The organism is Flagellimonas myxillae (genome assembly GCF_023502235.1).
GTDB classification, from domain to species: Bacteria; Bacteroidota; Bacteroidia; order Flavobacteriales; family Flavobacteriaceae; genus Flagellimonas; species Flagellimonas myxillae.
The window spans coordinates 54,884-72,476 of record NZ_JAMFLY010000003.1 but is presented as its reverse complement, the minus strand read 5'-3'; the positions used below and the strand labels follow the sequence as shown (position 1 = coordinate 72,476).

Sequence of the window (17,593 nt, the reverse complement as noted above, 5' to 3'; positions counted from 1 at the left end):
TTTTTAAGGATTTGGTGATCTTACCACTTCTTTAGCCCTAATAATTTTTCTCCCAATGGGCTCAATTTTGCAGTTTCGTATTTCTCTTGCTCCCAATTACGCGGGTCCCCGGGGAAGGCATATCCCTCAGGCGCTATTCGGTGTTTCCATGAATTGATTCGCCATTGTCGCAAAGCCTCATTGTCTTCTTCGGCCGGCATCATGGAGATGTACTGGGCGACCCGTACTTTGTTCCCGGACAGGTTAGGCCGTATACCGTGGGGTTCCAAGCTATTGAAAATCAACAAGTCCCCTGCTTCCATTTTCACTTTTACAATTTTATCCTCCAAACCTTCCAAACTGGGCTGAAAATGATCCCTGTCTTCGGGTTGGGTCAGTTTCCAGGTGTCATAATTCCTATAAAGCCACGGTATACATTGAAATCCACCCATATTTTCATCCGTCTGGTCTGCAAGGGCCAATACACCTTGCACATTTTGGGGTTTGGTTTCGGGGTCATAATCCCAATGGATGAATCCTTTTTTCTTTACTCCCTCTTGCAAGGGAAAATTCAGGTTGGCGCGATCTATGGTCACCCATAATTTTTCGGTGCCCCAAACATCCACAAAGGCATCGTAAACCTTTGGCATTTGCCTGTTGTTCCATAAATGCTGATGGTTATACACCTCCACCATGCCCGTTCCGGTAAGTTCCTTCATCTTCATTTCTGCCCGTGGTGGGGCATACCAGGTTTTGGTATCATTGGGGTTCTTTTCATCAAATTCCCAGATAAAATCCGCCGTGGCCTGGACTTGCTCTTTGGGAATGGCATTCTTGATTACAATGTATCCATTATGCACCCAAAAGTCCCAATCCGCTTCAGATAGTACGCGAAGAGGTTGACCTTTGGAGCGGTCGTTTAGTCTGATTTTGCTACTGGTTGCCGTGGAGGGATTGCCAGGAATTTCTTCATGGGCCTTGTTGGCCATTTCCAATTTTGATTCTTTTCCCATGGTTTCTGATTTTTTTGACTTCCAAATTCGATAGGGTAAAACTAGAAAGGACCTTGTTGTTTCTCAACCTCAATATTGATACAAATTTGAATTATTTTGATATTTACTGTTCATATTTTTAATTTAATGCATAGTAAAGTTAAAATGAAGGTGCAGCTGGAGACCATATCGCCCGATTCCAAAAGTCCTTTTCGACTTTTGCACCACCCTAGGTTGAACCATCTTTTTTACTGGCATTTCCATCCTGAGTATGAGCTTGTCTTCATTGAAGGTGCCAGTGCCACCAGGCACGTGGGGGATAGCATTTCCAATTATTCGGATAGCGATTTGGTTTTTATCGGCTCCAACATTCCCCATTTAAATTTTGATTATGGAGTGCAAACCGAATATGAAAAAGAAGTCTTGCACATTAAGCCCGGCTTTAAGGAGTCCGTGCTTGCCAACATTCCTGAACTAGGGAGCATCAATGCGCTTTTCGAAAAATCAAGACACGGTATTGTCTTTACGGGGGAAACCAAAAATAAGGTGGGGAAGCGATTGAAAAAGCTTCACGCCCTTGCCCCTTTTGAGTTTTTTATGGAATCCATCGGTATCCTTAGGGAACTGGCCCATAGTCAAGATTTCTTTTTGCTTCATGAACAGCCTTACATCAATAAATTTCGGAAAAAGGAACAAGACCGGTTGCGGGGTATTTATGCATTTGTGGACAAGCATTACCAACAGAAAATCGGAATTGTGGATGTAGCGGAGCAATGTAATCTCGGCAAAGAAGCTTTCTGTCGGTATTTCAAGAAAGCCACCGGTAACACCTTTATCAATTTTCTAAACCAATACCGAATCAGTCAGGCCAAAAGATTGTTGCTAATGGGCAAAAATGTGAGTGAAGCTTGTTATGAATGTGGTTTCGAAAGCCTTTCTTATTTCAACAGGACCTTTAAACGCATCAGCGGGGAAAATCCATCGGATTTTAAAAAACAATATTTGGTCCACAACAAAAAGATCGTTAAGGTTGGGGATTAAAAAAAGAACCGCCCCAAGCGGAGAACTTGGAGCGATTCTTAACTAAATAACCAACCAAAAAACTTGTAAACTATGTCGAACACTTTCTTGTTCCCTTACATTTTTCTCTGTTTTGTAACGTTCATTATGGAATTTTTAACTTTTGAACGCTTTTTACCAGCTTTATTTCCCGCTTTCAAATACTGAATATATCCTCTTCCCTTAAACTCATAAACGGTTTCGCTGTCCACATGATAAAGTTCAATAGTGTTATCATCAATAACGTAAAGTTCAAAATAGTCATTGCCCAAAAAGTCATAATCCAGTGTTAAAGTTTTGAGGTCGGGGTCGTTGGCAATATTAAAAATTTGATAGTCCCCTTCGTAATCCCATTGCAAATTCACAACGGGAGTACCGTTTTCATCGACTGATGATCTAAAGAAGTCCCCTTCGGTTCCCGATAAAAACTGTAAAAAGTTCTCATCATCAAATTCATTGATAGCTCCTTCCTCACTGGTAAAGACCTTTTCCCAAGCTTCATATTCTTGCAGGAAATAATGGATATTATCATAGAAAATCTGGTCGTAGTCAAAATTACTGCGCTGGTATCCCCGAACAATATAGGAGGTATCCGAACGGGAATCGTATAATTCCAAAGTACTATTGTTCACGGCAAAAACTTCCAACACCCATAAACCATCCACGTCATGATCTATTTCAACCGCACCGGACAAGGTCCCATAGTTTCCTACGGAAATCCCCATGCCATTCCCGGTCTTTCCAATTCCAACCAGATTGTTATTCGCCCGGAGTACCCCACGATCAAAAGTTAGGGTAAAAGCCCGTTGCAAAAAGGGTACTTCACCACTTCCTTTGGTGGCATTGATGTCCACGTACCACAAATCAAAGGACTCAAGCACCAGGGCCGTATTTATGGGAGATTCTTCAATAAAGTCATCTTCAACAATGACCTCTGTATAACAAGAGCTGGCCAAAATGCCAACCAGCACTATTCCAATAAGTAGTTTTCCATTTCTCATAATCTACATGTTTTTGATTCTACTTGGTATAAACCAAGCACTATGCCAAAATCATAACTATTTGATTATGCACAAATTACAGGTGCTGGGATATATTTTTTAGCTTTGCCCATAAATCGGATGGATGGATAAAAAGCTTCGCTTTGGGGTAATTGGAGGTGGTAGTTGGGGAACTGCCATTGTTAAGATGTTGGTCGAAAACTTGGATCAAGTGGCCTGGTACATGCGTAGCGAACCAGCCATTGACCATATTATGGAGGAGGGCCATAATCCAAACTATCTAAGCTCCGTTGAGTTCGATGTTTCCAAACTATTGTTGAGCAATAACATGAACACTGTAGTGGATGCCTCAGATGTCCTTGTTTTTGCCATTCCTTCAGCTTTTTTGGAATCAGAACTTAAAAAGCTCTTTGCCTCACTGGATCATAAAATCATATTTTCCGCTATTAAGGGAATTGTTCCTGAGAGTGGCTTAATCGTTGGGGAACATTTTCACGATGTTTATCAAATTCCCTTCAAAAACATTGGGGTGATCACAGGGCCCTGCCATGCCGAGGAAGTAGCTTTGGAACGACTTTCCTACCTGACCATTGCTTGTGCGGATGCCCCAAAAGCCGAGATGGTTGCGGAAGCACTGCAAAGCCATTATATCCGTACCAAAATTTCGGACGATATTATAGGCACTGAATATGCCGCCATGCTAAAAAACATTTATGCCATTGCGGCGGGAATTGCGCATGGATTGGGATATGGCGACAACTTCCAGAGCGTGCTTATGAGCAATGCTATTCGGGAAATGAAACGGTTTATTGACAAAGTCTATAAAATGAAACGGAACATCAACAATTCGGCCTATTTGGGGGACCTTTTGGTAACCGGATATTCCACCTTTAGCCGAAACCGCATGTTCGGCAATATGATCGGCAAGGGGTACACCGTAAAAAGTGCCATGATGGAAATGAACATGGTCGCGGAAGGTTATTATGCCACCAAAAGTGCCCACCTCATCAACCAAAACCGAATTAAGAAGACCAAAACACCCATTATCAATGCCGTGTATCAGGTGTTGTACGAAAAGAAAAATCCGAAAAAGGTCTTTAAAAAACTGACGGATAAACTAAACTAGAATTAGTTCAGCAATACATCATCGGCAATACTCTTACCCCGGGGAATCGTAGTGTCCTGCAGGTCGATGGTCAAGGTATCGTAGGATTTAATGTGTTCCTTATTTACAATATAGGATTTGTGCACACGCCTAAAATTGGGCGGTAATTGTGCCAGGGTAGCCTTGATGCTCCCATAACTGGTAATTTTCGATTTATCGGCCAAGTGGTAAGTAACATAGTTCCCCAAGCCCTCCACAAAAAGAATACTGTCCACCGGAACCCGATGCGTTTTTCTGTTGGACCGTATTTCCAAGATTTCGCTTTCCAAGCTCTTGTTTTTCTCCTGTTCAATAGCCCACAATTGAAAAAGTTTTGCGCCAAGCACCAGTAACACAGTGGTGTTGATGAGCACAATGGCCCGCACCAACATCATCACACTAAAAAGCCCGGAAGTGGAATCGTTTAAGAGCAGCTCCTCATAAAATAAGTGGATAAAAACCCTTTGAAGTATACCCCCCAGCAAAAGCGTAAGGCCATAGCCTATAAAGAAACTACGGTACTTTCTTTTCAACAAAAAGCGCGGGAGCAAAAAATAGATGGTGATGTACACGGCCAAAATCCGTGTGGGGAGCAAAATAAATTCCAAATAAAAGGAGGCCAAGTACCCTTCTTCCCCAACCCAAAGCAATCCAAATAGCAGGTAGTACAATACCCAGAAAACGCAGTGGGTCGCGATTCTTGATCCAAATAGGTAAAAATTAGTGGTCGATTTCACTAAACCATGATTTTTTATGTCATGTACAAAAGGGGTTTGGTATAAAAAACCCCCACCTAGACATAAAATGTCCCTTGTCTAAAATTAGGGAATCTACTTTTAAGAAAATCATAAAACATCCGTCATGAAAAACTGTTGTCTATTCATCGCATTCTTTCTTTTGGTCGCTACTTTCCCAATCCAATCCCAAGTGTTGGGAAGACGAAGTTCCTGGGAAGCCAAAATCCAAGGTCCACAAACGGGAAAGCCCGGTGCCAAAATTCTGGAAATAGATACCAATAGTCCTTTGGCGAAGGCTGGGTTTTTAGCCAATGACCTTATTGTTGCGGTTAATGGAACTACCGTAAACTCTGATGAAATCTGGACCGAGATATCCTATGGACTCAGGGCCAATACCCCTACCCAAATTAAAGTGATTCGGAATCATCAATCCATTGAGAAAATGGTAGAGTTCAATCCCTTGGAGAAGGAAAAACATGCTGGGTTGGACACCTATTATGAAGAGGTCACCAGCGCCCATGGCATCACTCAAAGAATCATTATTACCAAGCCTAAAAAAACGGGAAAACAACCCGCGGTTGTGCTTATTGGAGGTCTCAGTTGTTCCAGTATTGAAACCTATCCGGGCCGAAGCGGAAACTGGGTGCAGACTATCAAAGATTTGGTGGAAAAATCGGGGATGGTTGTCATGCGGATTGAAAAGCCTGGAGTTGGTGACAGCGAGGGTGATTGCAGCCAATCAGATTTTGTTACGGATTTGGCGGGTTACCAAGCAGCGATTCAGTATTTCAAAACCAAGCCTTATGTGGATTCTTCCAGAATCGTGGTTTATGGCTCTAGCATGGGGAGCGCCTTGGCTCCCTTATTGGCCAACGAGTTTGACCTGGCAGGGGTTATATCCGACGGCACTTTTTATAAGACTTGGTTTGAGCACATGTTGGAAATTGAACGCCGTATTCTTCAATTCCAAGGCAATACCGAATCCCAGATAACCGAAAAAATGAACAAGTATTACTTCCCACTTTATTATGGAATGATGGTACAGAAAAAATCTTATCAGGATGTGGTGGATGAAAACCCGGCATTGGCCGATTACAATTATCATTCCCCAGCACACATGTATGGCCGTCCCGTAGCCTATTATCAACAATTGCAGGAATTTGATTTGGCAGGGCAGTGGGAAAAAATTAAAGTGCCTGTCCGTATTTTACGGGGAACACACGACTGGATCATGTCTGCGTTTGACAATCACATGATTATGGAAGTCTTAAAACGGAATGGCCATACAGACCATCTTTTGCACGAGTATCCTGGTTTGGATCATTGGAATACCATACATGAAAGTCCGAAAAACTCTTTTGAGGGAAAACCGGGCAAGTGGGACGAAGGCACCATCAATCTTATTATTAATTGGGCCAGGGAAATGGCAGGGTTGGATTCCATTGCTTTCCCCTAGCCCTATGCTTTTTTCAATCCCATTTTTATAGCGTTCAGGTATTTTTCGAGCTCTTTCTTGGCTTTCGGATACAAAAAGAGCAAACCGATCATGTTAGGAAAAACAAGGGCAAGAATCATGGCATCGGAAAATTTAATAACCGCATCCAAGGTGATGGCTGCCCCTAAAACAGTGAACATTAAAAATATTACCTTATAAATTAGGTCTGTCCATTTGCCCCTTCCAAAAAGATACTTCCATGCTTGAAGTCCATAATAGGACCACGAAAGAATCGTGGAAAAAGCAAAGAGGATTACCGCGATTACCAAAACAAAGGACGACCCTTGAATAGCGTGCTCAAAGGCTTGGGAAGTAAGATTGATTCCTCCCAATCGGGACCCATCCAGCATTAAGGCTTTTCCATTGACAACATCCCCATACACAAACATACCGTCCATATTAAAAAGGATCAGGACAATGGCGGTCATGGTACAAATCAACACAGTATCAATAAAGGGTTCCAGCAAGCCAACCAAGCCTTCGGATGCAGCATAAGGGGTGTTCACGGCAGAATGCGCTATCGCGGAAGATCCCGCCCCCGCCTCATTGGAAAATGCCGCCCGACGAAAACCTTGAATCATTACCCCAATAAACCCTCCTGTTACTGTGGCTTTGGGCGTAAAGGCTTCGGTAACTATCAAGGCAAGGGCATCATCCACCAACGAAATGTTGGAAAAAATGATGAAAAGGGCCGCCAAAACATAAAGTAGGGCCATAAAAGGCACCACCTTGCCCGTTACCTTGGCAATCCGTTTAATGCCCCCGATGATCACAATCCCCACGAAAAGGGCGAAAATCAATCCAATAAGGCTCCCGGAAGCCTGGTGCTCTATGTGAAATTGACTTATTATTTGCGCTGCGGCCTGATTGGTCTGAAAGGCGTTGCCCCCACCCAAGGATGCTCCCACGCATAGGACCGCAAAAATACCAGCCAATACTTTTCCAAGGGTCGCAAACCCTTTCCTTTTTAGACCCTTGGACAAATAGTACATGGGGCCGCCAAACACTTTCCCATTTTCATCGATATCGCGGTAGGCCACCCCCAGGGTGCATTCCACAAATTTTGTGGACATGCCAAGGATCCCGGCCAAGATCATCCAAAAGGTTGCTCCCGGACCTCCAATAGAAATGGCAACGGCCACCATGGAGATATTCCCTAATCCGACTGTTCCCGAAACTGCTGTAGCCAAAGCCTGAAAGTGGTTGACCTCTCCTTGGTCTCCCCCATTTGCAGCGCGTTCCAGTTCGTCATATTTGCCTCGAACTACATTGATGGCCATGGGAAAAAGCCGCACATTCACCGCTTTAAAATAAATGGTGAAGAACAGGGCTCCCAAAATCAGTAGCATTAGCACTACTGGAATATTGGCGCCTCCTATAGGTATTGTACCAAGAATAAGCCCTTCCCACCAAACGGCAAATGGCATAAAGGAGTCATTGATTTGCTTGTCCAGTCCTTGTGCTGACACATGAAATGGAAAAAGAGTGACAAGTAATAATAAACATAGCGATGGGAATTTCATGGGTCTTATTTTCAAATTTTCGGGAAATTGAAAAAAGACCATAAAAATCACAGGGGATGTCGGAAAAGCTTATTCCATGTCGGTAAGTCCGAGAGCCGACAATCTATACGTAAGTTGTTGTTTTACAGGAATATGTTTTCAGGAGGGAGTATCATGCGAATCTTTCGATTCCTACTTTCCGACATTTCGAACAAGGTATTCTTTAAAGGAATCAAATGCTGTTCGCGGGTCCAATTGTCTTTTCCGAAGAGACCGTCCAAAAGAGCATTAAGCAGTCTTTTTATTTGATTGTAGTCCCCAATATCATAGGTCTTTTCTGTTACCGAAAAATTCTTAGGCTTGATTTCGAGCCATGGATCTTCTCCATTTTTACATCGCTGGGCAAACTCCAAAAGGAGGGCATGTAAGCGGGGACTCAGGATTAATTTCCGCTCCTTGGTTCCTGGAAACCCGTTTAATAAAACCGTGGACATCCATTTTCCAGCGTTGTCTTTTTCCTTGGAAAACACCAGGCTCAAGTTGGCGGATTTAGGGATGATATTTTCAGCAAGTTCCTTGACCCAACTAAGTGCAAGGGCAAAAAATAGCATGATCAAACTGGTTTTGAAAATGGCAGAAAATAGCAACAGTGTCCCCTCAGATTCCGAGAGTTTAAAAAACTGCGCTACCAGAATAATCAGAATACAAACCAGGGACAACCAGGAAAGCACCTTTAACCTTCTTTTTGCAAAGGACTCCCAAAGCACCCCGCCCAAAAATACCAAGGTGAAAATCGCATAGTAGACATCCAATTCCTGAATGTATCCATATTCCCGGCCAGCTATTAGTTTATGCAGGGTAAATGCCAAACAAAAAAGGAACGGAACCCCTACAATGAATCTCCAGAACCCTCCTTTTATAATGTATGCCAAGGGTTTGGGAAGATATCGGAACCATGGCAGAGCCAATAGGATAAACAGGCTGTTAAAGAGTGATAAAATGCTACGTCCACTTTCCAGATATAGTCCGCTATTGGGAATTCTTACAGCAAAATAAACCTCCAATAAACCCGAAAATGCCCAAGCAAGAATCGACAGGGCCAACCAAACTTGCCCAAAATCATTTTGCTTTTTCCCAATCTGCCACCAAATCGCAATCAAGGCAAAAAAAGCGAAAAGGCAAACAGCAAATTGCCACCAACCATAGAAAAAATAAAGGTTGCCATCCATCGGTTGCCAAGAAATTAATTCGCTCAAATATAGGGAATTCCAATAGCCGATCAATCGGTTGTTCCAAGGTGCCTAAACCCTATCCAAAGAAAAGTTGGAGTGGGCATCCAGCTCATGCAGCAATTGCTCCTTAAAGGATTGTAATTGCGCTTGGTCATAACCAAAAGCCTGTTTGAACTCATCCAACACTGGCTCCATAAACAGGCTAATACTTTCAATGTCAAAATACAGCCGGCCTGTTCTTCGAATAAAGAAATCCATTGGGTTAAGTACCATTTCGTTAGCTATGGAAAACTGGGTTTCAGCCCGGATCATCCGCTCCTGATTGCTTGCTTGGCCAAGCTGGGCATAGTGCTCCAAAATTGTTTCTGTTTGAATGCCATAGGTGGTAACCAGGTACCATGCATCATATTGGGTAAATCCATCTCCTTCAATGCGCTGAAATACCTCTTCTATATATTTCTTCACCTGCTTGAACTTCTTAAATGCACTTCCGCAAAGGGGAATTTTATCTGTTGTGCAATCTGGGACCTCTGTTCCGTGGTCCTCGTTCATTTTTTGCCCGATACGGTTCACGGTACGTTCGGCCATTTTGCGATAGCCTGTCAATTTCCCTCCTGCTATACTGATGAGTCCAGTATCTGAGGTGAAGATCTCGTCCTTTCGGGACAATTCAGATGCCGATTTGCCCTCTTCATGGATCAAGGGGCGGAGTCCTGCCCAAGATGAAACTATATCCTCCATTTCCAATTGGATGTTTGGAAACATATTGTTCACTGCCGATATCAAATAGATTGCATCAGCCAAATCTGTTCGCACATGGTCTTTATCAAGATTAAAGTTGGTATCTGTGGTCCCCACATATGTCACCTTGCCTCTTGGAATGGCAAACATCATACGACCATCCGGCACATCAAAATACACGGATTGTTTTACGGGAAGTTTTTCCTTTGGGAACACCAGATGGACCCCTTTGGTTAAATGAAGGCGCTTTCCCTTTTTGGAATTGTTGATGGTCCGCAGTTCATCGACCCATGGACCTGCTGCGCTTACCACATATTTGGTGTTGATATTTTGTTCTTTCCCCGACACCTCATCCTCAACAGTTACCCCAGTTACCTTCCCATCCGTATACTGGAACCCTGTTACCTTCATGTAGTTCAGGGCCTCGGCTCCAAATTGTAGACTTGTTTTAATGTTTTCCAAGGTTAAACGGGCATCATCCGTGCGATATTCGGCATAGTACCCGGCACCGTTCAAAATCTTTTTAGGCAAAAGTGGCTCCAGCTTCAACGCTTGCTTTTTTTCCAACATTTGACGTTTGTCGTCCCCGCTTACCTGGGCCAAAATATCATATACTTTCAGCCCAATTGAAGTCAGCCATTTACCATAGGACCCGCCCTCGATCAAGGGGAGTAACATTTTTTCGGGCAATACCAAATGGGGGGCCAATTTGTGAACAATGGCCCTTTCTGAACCTACTTCCTTGACTAACCAAAAATCGAACTGTTTTAAATAGCGAAGTCCTCCATGGATCAATTTGGTGGACTTGCTACTTGTCCCGGAGGCAAAATCCCCTTTTTCCAGCAACAAAACTTTTAGCCCTCGAGCGGCAGCATCCAGGGCGATACCCCCTCCTGTGATTCCTCCACCAATGACCACAAGATCAAAGGTTGTTTGAGTTGCTTTCAGGATTCGCTCATCCCTGTCCAGATTCGTAAAAGGTGTTGGTTGGTCCATTTGAAGGATTTCTATTATTGAATGTACTCTTTTTCCAGAAAATAGTGCACCAAGGCCTCTTTCATAAGTATGGCCTGCTCTCCAGGTTTCAAAGGTGGCAGCTGTTCCTTTACTATGTAATGGGGCCATCCATCCTCATCAAAAAAATCAAAATCGTAATACCCATAAGGCTCCAGCAATCTACAGATTGCGATATGCATAAGATTTACTTTTTCATCTTTCTTAAAACTACGGTGAAAATTGCCCAATTCCTGCACCCCCACCAAATAGATGATCCCGTCGAGATCCAAGGGGTCGCCATCCGAAAATTGGGCCGATAGTTTTTCAACCAATTGCTCCCATCGTTCTTTAAGTGTTTCGTCTCTTGCCATACAATTTTTAGGATAATCAAAGGTAGGAATCAATATCCTATATTTGTTAAAATTGATGGGATGAACTTTTTGGATATCGTAATAGGCGGTCTTTTGGCTTGGAGCCTTTATAAGGGATTGAAAAACGGTCTTTTTGTCGAAATTGCCTCCTTGGTCGCCCTAATTGCTGGAATATATGGTTCCATCCACTTTTCTTATCTAACTGCAGATTACCTTTCGGAAAATATGGGCTGGGACGGCCAATATTTAAAGGTGTCCGCGTTTCTTATCACTTTTATTGGGATTGTTGTGCTGATTCATTTCGCTGGAAAATTCCTGACCAAAATTGCGGACTTCGCCATGTTGGGCCTTTTGAATAAAATTGCAGGAGCCATATTTGGAATGTTGAAAACTGCCATTGTTATTGGAGCACTCCTGATTTTTTTTGAACGCCTTACCTCATCCTTCAACTTTATAAATGAGGATACGAAAAAAGAATCCCTTTTCTATACCCCCGTTAAGGAGATAGGGGCTTTGGTTTTTTCCTGGGTCCTAGAGGCCGAGCGGCCCGAAACGGATTCGGACCAAGACCATTCGGATCAGCCGAATAACATCATTATATAAACGGTGCGCTTTTTCCGATGAAATGAACTCACGCTCAGTAAGTTCAGAGACCAATGCTGTTATATGTACCACTTAACGTTGATTTTTGTGCTCCATGGAGTATTTATGGAATTAGGTGACTTCTCCGATAGTTTAGCCTCTTGAACACTTGGGGTTTTAGAACCGCCCCAACGCACACCCCCGAAAATGAAAAAGATATTTTATACCCTTTGGGTCTTTGCATCCGTCGCTGCACTAACGATGTGCAGTAAGTCACCGTCCGTTCAAGAAGAGCTGGAGTTGACTGAGACTTTCCTCGAAAACGAAAAGGCTGTTATTGATCCGGCAAAAATGGAAACGGAATTGCTCAACCTAGTGAACGATCACAGAAAATCTATTGGCGAGAGCTCGCTTCAGTCAAGTCCTTCCTCCTATGTGCATGCCAAGGACCATAACGATTATATGATTTCCAAGAACAAATTGAGTCATGATAATTTCGAGGAAAGGGCAAGCAAGATTGCCACTGAAATCAATGCCGTGAAAGTGAGTGAAAATGTTGCCCGTTTTTACAATACCGCGGAGAAGACCTTGGAAGGTTGGCTCAAGAGTTCCACACATAAAACGACATTGGAGGGGAATTTTACCCATACAACCTTAAGTGTCCAGGTGGACAAACAGGGTAGACCTTATTATACCCAAATATTTATGCGGGTGGACGCAGAATAAACCTTGAGGATACAAAGGAATACGGACCCATGCATAGCATGGGTCTTTTTGTTAAACCCTATGTTGGCAAAAAGGTTTTTTATACCTTTCAAAAAATCTTGGACATGGCGGTACAAGCTCCTTTCAATTTAAATAAGTGGGTCGAGGAAAATCGAGATACCCTTAAGCCTCCGGTTGGCAACCGGAACCTGTACAAAGACGCTGGGGATTATATTGTAATGATCGTGGCCGGTCCCAATGCCCGTAAGGATTATCACTATAACGAAACCGAGGAACTCTTTTATCAGTTGGAAGGAAATATTGAAGTGCATATCCAGGAAGACGGTCAAAAGAAGACCATGCAATTAGGCCCTGGGGATATGTATCTTCATCCAGCAAAAATTCCACATTCCCCGGTGAGACATGAAGGCTCGATTGGTTTGGTGGTGGAACGCAAAAGAAATCACATGAATGTGGACGATGGCCTCCTGTGGTTCTGTGACACCTGTAACCATAAACTTTACGAGGCCTATTTTACACTACACGATATTGAAAAGGACTTTTTGGCCCATTTCGAGCATTTTTACAATTCGGAAGAATTAAGGACTTGTGACAATTGTGGCACTGTCATGCCAACAGATGAACGTTTTACCTCAAAGGAATAGCTATGTTGCTTGCTGCTAAATTAATTATCTGCCTTGTTGCCCTACTACACTTTTATTTTTTATGGCTAGAAATGTTCGCTTGGACCACAAAGGCAAAAAAAGTGTTCCGCAAATTTCCGGAAGAATTGTTTGAGCCCACCAAGACCTTGGCCGCAAATCAAGGTTTATACAATGGCTTTTTGGCCCTAGGGCTTATTTGGTCATTGCTAATTAAAGATCCGGAGTGGCAAGTGTATGTGGCCCTGTTCTTTTTGGGCTGTGTTTCGGTGGCAGGAATATATGGTGCGTTCACGGCCTCCAAGAAGATTTTTACCATCCAAGCACTTCCCGCTTTACTAGGAATAGGATTATTATTAATGCATTTTTTCCTTTAGGAAATCTTCACTATGTTCATCCGGAATATTCGTAATATTGCAAAATATAACAATACACCTATAAAAAGTTATAAATGTCAAAAACCGCAGTTGCATTTGGAATTGATGAGGCCCTAAAAATGTTGGGCTTAAACGAAATAAATGATGGTACTTCCACCGGGTCTGAGAACTTTGGTTCCGGCGAGGCCATAGCTTCCTATTCCCCAGTGGATGGAGCGCTGATTGGAAAGGTTAAAACCACCACCTCCGATGATTACGAGAAGGTAATGCAGTCCGCCACGGAAGCGTTTAAGGAATGGCGATTGGTTCCTGCTCCACAAAGAGGGGAAATTGTACGCCAATTTGGTGAAAAGCTCCGTGAGCTTAAGGAGCCTTTGGGGAAATTGGTGTCCTATGAAATGGGAAAATCCTACCAAGAAGGCTTGGGAGAGGTCCAGGAAATGATAGATATCTGCGATTTTGCAGTTGGCCTTTCAAGACAATTACACGGGCTGACCATGCACTCGGAACGCCCGGGTCACCGAATGTACGAACAGTATCACCCACTAGGGATTGTCGGAATCATTTCCGCCTTTAACTTTCCGGTTGCCGTTTGGGCCTGGAACACTGCCCTTGCCTGGGTATGTGGGGATGTTTGTGTGTGGAAGCCTTCGGAAAAAACACCCATGTGTGGGGTTGCATGTCAAAACATTATTGCGGAGGTATTCCGTGAAAACAATCTGCCAGAAGGTATTTCTTGCCTAATCAATGGAGATTACAAGGTCGGTGAAATGATGACCAATGATAATCGTGTGCCCTTGGTTTCGGCTACAGGATCTATCCGTATGGGGAAAATTGTAGCGCAAGCAGTTGCCGCCCGATTGGGGAAATCGCTATTGGAACTTGGAGGAAACAATGCCATCATCGTAACTCCAGAGGCAGACATTAAAATGACAGTGATCGGTGCAGTGTTTGGTGCTGTTGGAACCGCGGGACAACGTTGTACTTCAACAAGAAGGTTGATCATCCACGATTCCATCTACGATCAAGTAAAAGCAGCAGTTACCGATGCCTATAAACAACTTCGCATTGGAAACCCATTGGATGAAAATAACCACGTTGGTCCATTGATTGACACGGATGCAGTAAAAATGTACCAAGATGCCTTGGAAAAAGGTCAAAAAGAAGGAGGAACCGTATTGGTTGAAGGTGGTGTACTTAGTGGTGAAGGTTACGAAAGTGGATGCTACGTTAAACCTGCCATTGTGGAAGCCGATAATAGCTTTCATATTGTACAGGAAGAAACCTTTGCACCTATCCTTTATCTATTAAAGTATTCCGGTTCCGTGGAAAATGCCATTGCGCAACAAAACGGAGTGGTCCAAGGACTATCTTCGGCCATAATGACCAACAACCTTCGCGAAGCAGAACGATTTTTATCTTCCGCTGGGAGTGATTGTGGAATTGCCAACGTGAACATTGGTACCTCTGGTGCTGAGATCGGGGGCGCTTTTGGTGGTGAAAAAGAAACAGGTGGTGGCCGTGAGAGTGGTTCCGATGCTTGGAAAATCTATATGCGTAGACAGACCAATACCATCAATTACACCACAGAACTTCCGCTGGCACAAGGCATAAAGTTTGATCTATAAAAAAAGAAGCCGATTCTGGATGAACACACAGAATCGGCAATCTTTTAAACCAACTTAACTAACTCAAACTTAAATTAAACCCTATTTCAATGCCGGAACTTCGTCGGGAGAAATAGGGTTCCTTACCTAATATATAACGCAAATTTCCTACTATTCCTTTTCAGATATGACTGAATTCTTATGATTGGTCATGAAAATTGTATGATTGGTATTCTTTGCCCTGTGTCATGTAAAAACGATCATGGAACCCAGAGCAAAATTTCCGCTAAGCACCTCAGATTCTTTAGGTTAAAACCGTTCTTTTTAGCATTTTTTTAATATTTTGTAGAAGTGAACACCAACTTTTTGTTCCTATGTCCAAAAAGAATCTTTATCTATTGGGGATAGTAGCTGTTATCACTTTCGGAACCTTAATGTACCTGAAACTCTGTAGCGGCTGTCTGGGCAATGCAGTTGTTGAAGGGGAAAAACAACGGTCTGTCAATTCAGAGGTTTTCGAATCCAAAGCCCAAACAACCCAACTTCCGTTCACCGTTAGCGATGGACATTTTTCACTGAATATTGAGGATAATTTCAATTTTCAACTTTCCAATCCCTCTTTTGTAATGCCAATTGCACAGAACTTAAAGGAGGGTGTAGCAACCTTAAAAAATCACCTCTTGATAAACGATTCAACCCTTGTGACGATCATTGGACATTATGCGCCACAGGAAGCAAATAACACCTCCTTTTCCAATCTTGGGCTGGCCAGGGCCAATTCGGTAAAAAATCATTTCATCATTTCTGGAATCCCTTCAGACCAAATCAAAGTTTTGGGCAAGTTGAACAGGGACTTTTCCGGGGAAAATGAAATTTTATATGGCGCTGTGTCCTATGCCCTCACACAGATAGGAGAGAGCGAACAACCTTAAACCATTTACTATGAATGCTGAAAATATTAATATTTGGTGCTGGATCATTCCCGCTTTGGTCGGAGTCTTGGCTGGAATCTTGGGATATCTGATTGGAAAAGGTAAGGATGCCACTGTTGTGGATACTTCCACAGAGTTAAAAGCTTTGGAAGCGGAAAACCTTCGACTGAAAACAGAATTGGAAGCCTGCAACCAAAAACAATCTACCAATGTCAATCCTGTTAAAGAAGGCATTGTATCTTCCGCTCAAATCGCTCCTTCCAAAGAAACCCAAAGTTTTGATGCTGCAGCTGCCAAAGCCGCCATGCGAAAACGGATAAAAGAAAACGACTTGAAAATCGTGGAGGGCATAGGTCCGAAAATTGAAGGGCTGTTCCATAATTTTGGCATTAAGACCTGGAAAGATCTTTCCGAAGTTTCTACCGTTAAATGCCAGGAAGTGCTAAACTCCGGTGGTGATCGCTACCGTATTCACGATCCGGCTTCTTGGCCCATGCAAGCCAAGATGGCCCATAAGGGGCAATGGACCGAACTGGCCAAATGGCAAGACAAGCACAAATCGGGAAAATTCTAGTTTAGTTTCGTCCCCTCTCTTCTGGATACAAGGTATGTACAGGGTCGCTCTGCCAAAACTCCTTGGTTTCCACATCCATCATGGTCAAGGCTCCCTTGAATGCAGCCCCGGTATCCACGTTCCAGACGTTTGCTCCTTTTTGCGGCACAGCTTCTCCAGTTTTGGAAAGGGGAGTGTGCCCAATAAATACTTCTTTATAATGTGTTAGTCTTTTTGGAAAATTCCGGTCTTCGGGAGACAGATTTGGGTCAAGGGCCTTGGCAAGCTCCCAAAGTGTTCTGTCCCAATAGAAGAGTTGATCAAAATATTCATAATCCACCCCTTTAAGATTGGTGTATCCGGCATGCAGGTATAATCTGTTGTCCTCGGCCAAATAAAAATTTTGCAATCGGGCATAGAACTCTAGATGCTTTTCCCATTTTTCCTTGTTTGCTCCCAAATAGGACTCCCTAGTAGCTTTTCCTCCATGCGCCAACCATTGTGGGTTTTCCTTTTGGGTAATCAGCCACTCACGGCAAAGCTCGTCATGATTCCCACGGATAAACGTACACTGGTATTGCTTTTCCAATTCCATCAAAAAGTCCACAGTTTCCACAGCAGTACTCCAAGAATCCACGTAGTCTCCTAGAAAAATAAGATGGTCATTTGCTGTTACCTCGGCGCGTTCCAAAAGCTGCTCCAAAGCCCTTAGACCAGAATGCACATCACCAATTACCAAAGTTCTCATGGGTAAATTTTGGGCAATGATACGTAACAAAACCAAACCCGAAGGCAACATAAAGTTATGTTTTGATAAAAGCTTCCCTCATAACCCCTTAAAAACACAGAATAGTCAAATGATTGAGATTCTTCTGACAAATTTGTTTTGCATTTTTTTAACAATTATGCGACTTTTTGTTATATTG

Annotated in this window: 18 protein-coding genes; 10 read left to right on the top strand and 8 right to left on the bottom strand. The window is 43.1% G+C overall.

Going from position 1 to position 17,593, the window contains the following annotated elements:
• Positions 1–20: 20 nt before the first annotated feature.
• Entirely contained in the window at positions 21–992 is a 972-nt protein-coding gene (locus M3P07_RS12995; protein ID WP_249970358.1) for a phytanoyl-CoA dioxygenase family protein, read from the bottom strand.
• A gap of 126 nt (positions 993–1,118) precedes the next feature.
• On the opposite strand from M3P07_RS12995, the gene M3P07_RS12990 reads away from it, so the two are divergent.
• Positions 1,119–2,012 carry an AraC family transcriptional regulator gene (locus tag M3P07_RS12990; protein WP_249970357.1) on the top strand — a complete coding sequence of 298 codons (894 nt, stop codon included), beginning with the start codon at positions 1,119–1,121 and terminating at the stop codon, positions 2,010–2,012.
• Between the two features lie 95 nt (positions 2,013–2,107).
• On the opposite strand, the gene M3P07_RS12985 is transcribed toward M3P07_RS12990, so the two are convergent.
• The gene (locus M3P07_RS12985) at positions 2,108–3,031 is read right to left on the bottom strand and encodes a nicotinic acid mononucleotide adenyltransferase (protein ID WP_249970356.1); all 924 of its coding nucleotides are present in this window, start codon (positions 3,029–3,031) and stop codon (positions 2,108–2,110) included.
• A gap of 124 nt (positions 3,032–3,155) precedes the next feature.
• Between M3P07_RS12985 and M3P07_RS12980 the strand changes: the two genes are divergently transcribed.
• Positions 3,156–4,157 carry an NAD(P)H-dependent glycerol-3-phosphate dehydrogenase gene (locus M3P07_RS12980; protein WP_249970355.1) on the top strand — a complete coding sequence of 334 codons (1,002 nt, stop codon included), beginning with the start codon at positions 3,156–3,158 and terminating at the stop codon, positions 4,155–4,157.
• 2 nt (positions 4,158–4,159) lie between these two features.
• On the opposite strand, the gene M3P07_RS17840 is transcribed toward M3P07_RS12980, so the two are convergent.
• Entirely contained in the window at positions 4,160–4,912 is a 753-nt protein-coding gene (locus tag M3P07_RS17840; protein WP_249970354.1) for a LytR/AlgR family response regulator transcription factor, read from the bottom strand.
• Between the two features lie 124 nt (positions 4,913–5,036).
• Between M3P07_RS17840 and M3P07_RS12970 the strand changes: the two genes are divergently transcribed.
• Entirely contained in the window at positions 5,037–6,368 is a 1,332-nt protein-coding gene (locus M3P07_RS12970; RefSeq protein WP_249970353.1) for an alpha/beta fold hydrolase, read from the top strand.
• 2 nt (positions 6,369–6,370) lie between these two features.
• Here M3P07_RS12970 and M3P07_RS12965 read toward each other — a convergent pair whose 3' ends face one another.
• The 4 genes from M3P07_RS12965 to M3P07_RS12950 all read right to left on the bottom strand — a co-directional run bounded on the left by M3P07_RS12965 (position 6,371) and on the right by M3P07_RS12950 (position 11,249).
• The gene (locus M3P07_RS12965) at positions 6,371–7,930 is read right to left on the bottom strand and encodes an alanine/glycine:cation symporter family protein (RefSeq protein ID WP_249970352.1); all 1,560 of its coding nucleotides are present in this window, start codon (positions 7,928–7,930) and stop codon (positions 6,371–6,373) included.
• Positions 7,931–8,052: 122 nt separating this feature from the next.
• Positions 8,053–9,138, bottom strand: a complete 1,086-nt coding sequence (locus M3P07_RS12960) for a hypothetical protein (protein ID WP_249970351.1) — start codon at positions 9,136–9,138, stop codon at positions 8,053–8,055.
• A 72-nt stretch (positions 9,139–9,210) separates the two neighbouring features.
• The gene (locus M3P07_RS12955) at positions 9,211–10,878 is read right to left on the bottom strand and encodes a glycerol-3-phosphate dehydrogenase/oxidase (RefSeq protein WP_249970350.1); all 1,668 of its coding nucleotides are present in this window, start codon (positions 10,876–10,878) and stop codon (positions 9,211–9,213) included.
• Between the two features lie 14 nt (positions 10,879–10,892).
• Positions 10,893–11,249, bottom strand: coding sequence for a hypothetical protein (locus tag M3P07_RS12950; RefSeq protein WP_249970349.1), 357 nt, complete (start codon positions 11,247–11,249; stop codon positions 10,893–10,895).
• Between the two features lie 60 nt (positions 11,250–11,309).
• Here M3P07_RS12950 and M3P07_RS12945 point away from each other — a divergent pair, with 60 nt between their 5' ends.
• The 7 genes from M3P07_RS12945 (at position 11,310) to M3P07_RS12915 (ending at position 16,688) form a co-directional block, all read left to right on the top strand.
• Positions 11,310–11,852: a CvpA family protein gene (locus M3P07_RS12945; protein ID WP_249970348.1), complete on the top strand. Its 543-nt coding sequence runs from the start codon at positions 11,310–11,312 to the stop codon at positions 11,850–11,852.
• Between the two features lie 186 nt (positions 11,853–12,038).
• Positions 12,039–12,557 carry a CAP domain-containing protein gene (locus M3P07_RS12940; RefSeq protein ID WP_249970347.1) on the top strand — a complete coding sequence of 173 codons (519 nt, stop codon included), beginning with the start codon at positions 12,039–12,041 and terminating at the stop codon, positions 12,555–12,557.
• A gap of 104 nt (positions 12,558–12,661) precedes the next feature.
• Complete coding sequence (locus M3P07_RS12935) at positions 12,662–13,201, top strand: 3-hydroxyanthranilate 3,4-dioxygenase (protein WP_249970346.1); 540 nt, start codon at positions 12,662–12,664, stop codon at positions 13,199–13,201.
• Between the two features lie 2 nt (positions 13,202–13,203).
• On the top strand, positions 13,204–13,575 hold the full coding sequence (locus M3P07_RS12930; RefSeq protein ID WP_249970345.1) for a DUF1304 domain-containing protein: 372 nt from the start codon (positions 13,204–13,206) through the stop codon (positions 13,573–13,575).
• A gap of 74 nt (positions 13,576–13,649) precedes the next feature.
• The gene (gene amaB, locus M3P07_RS12925; RefSeq protein WP_249970344.1) at positions 13,650–15,203 is read left to right on the top strand and encodes an L-piperidine-6-carboxylate dehydrogenase; all 1,554 of its coding nucleotides are present in this window, start codon (positions 13,650–13,652) and stop codon (positions 15,201–15,203) included.
• Between the two features lie 353 nt (positions 15,204–15,556).
• Positions 15,557–16,114 carry an OmpA family protein gene (locus M3P07_RS12920; protein ID WP_249970343.1) on the top strand — a complete coding sequence of 186 codons (558 nt, stop codon included), beginning with the start codon at positions 15,557–15,559 and terminating at the stop codon, positions 16,112–16,114.
• A 10-nt stretch (positions 16,115–16,124) separates the two neighbouring features.
• On the top strand, positions 16,125–16,688 hold the full coding sequence (locus tag M3P07_RS12915; protein WP_249970342.1) for a hypothetical protein: 564 nt from the start codon (positions 16,125–16,127) through the stop codon (positions 16,686–16,688).
• 1 nt (position 16,689) lies between these two features.
• Here the strand turns inward: M3P07_RS12915 and M3P07_RS12910 are convergent, their stop codons facing one another.
• The gene (locus M3P07_RS12910) at positions 16,690–17,415 is read right to left on the bottom strand and encodes a metallophosphoesterase family protein (RefSeq protein WP_249970341.1); all 726 of its coding nucleotides are present in this window, start codon (positions 17,413–17,415) and stop codon (positions 16,690–16,692) included.
• Between the last annotated feature and the right edge of the window lie 178 nt (positions 17,416–17,593).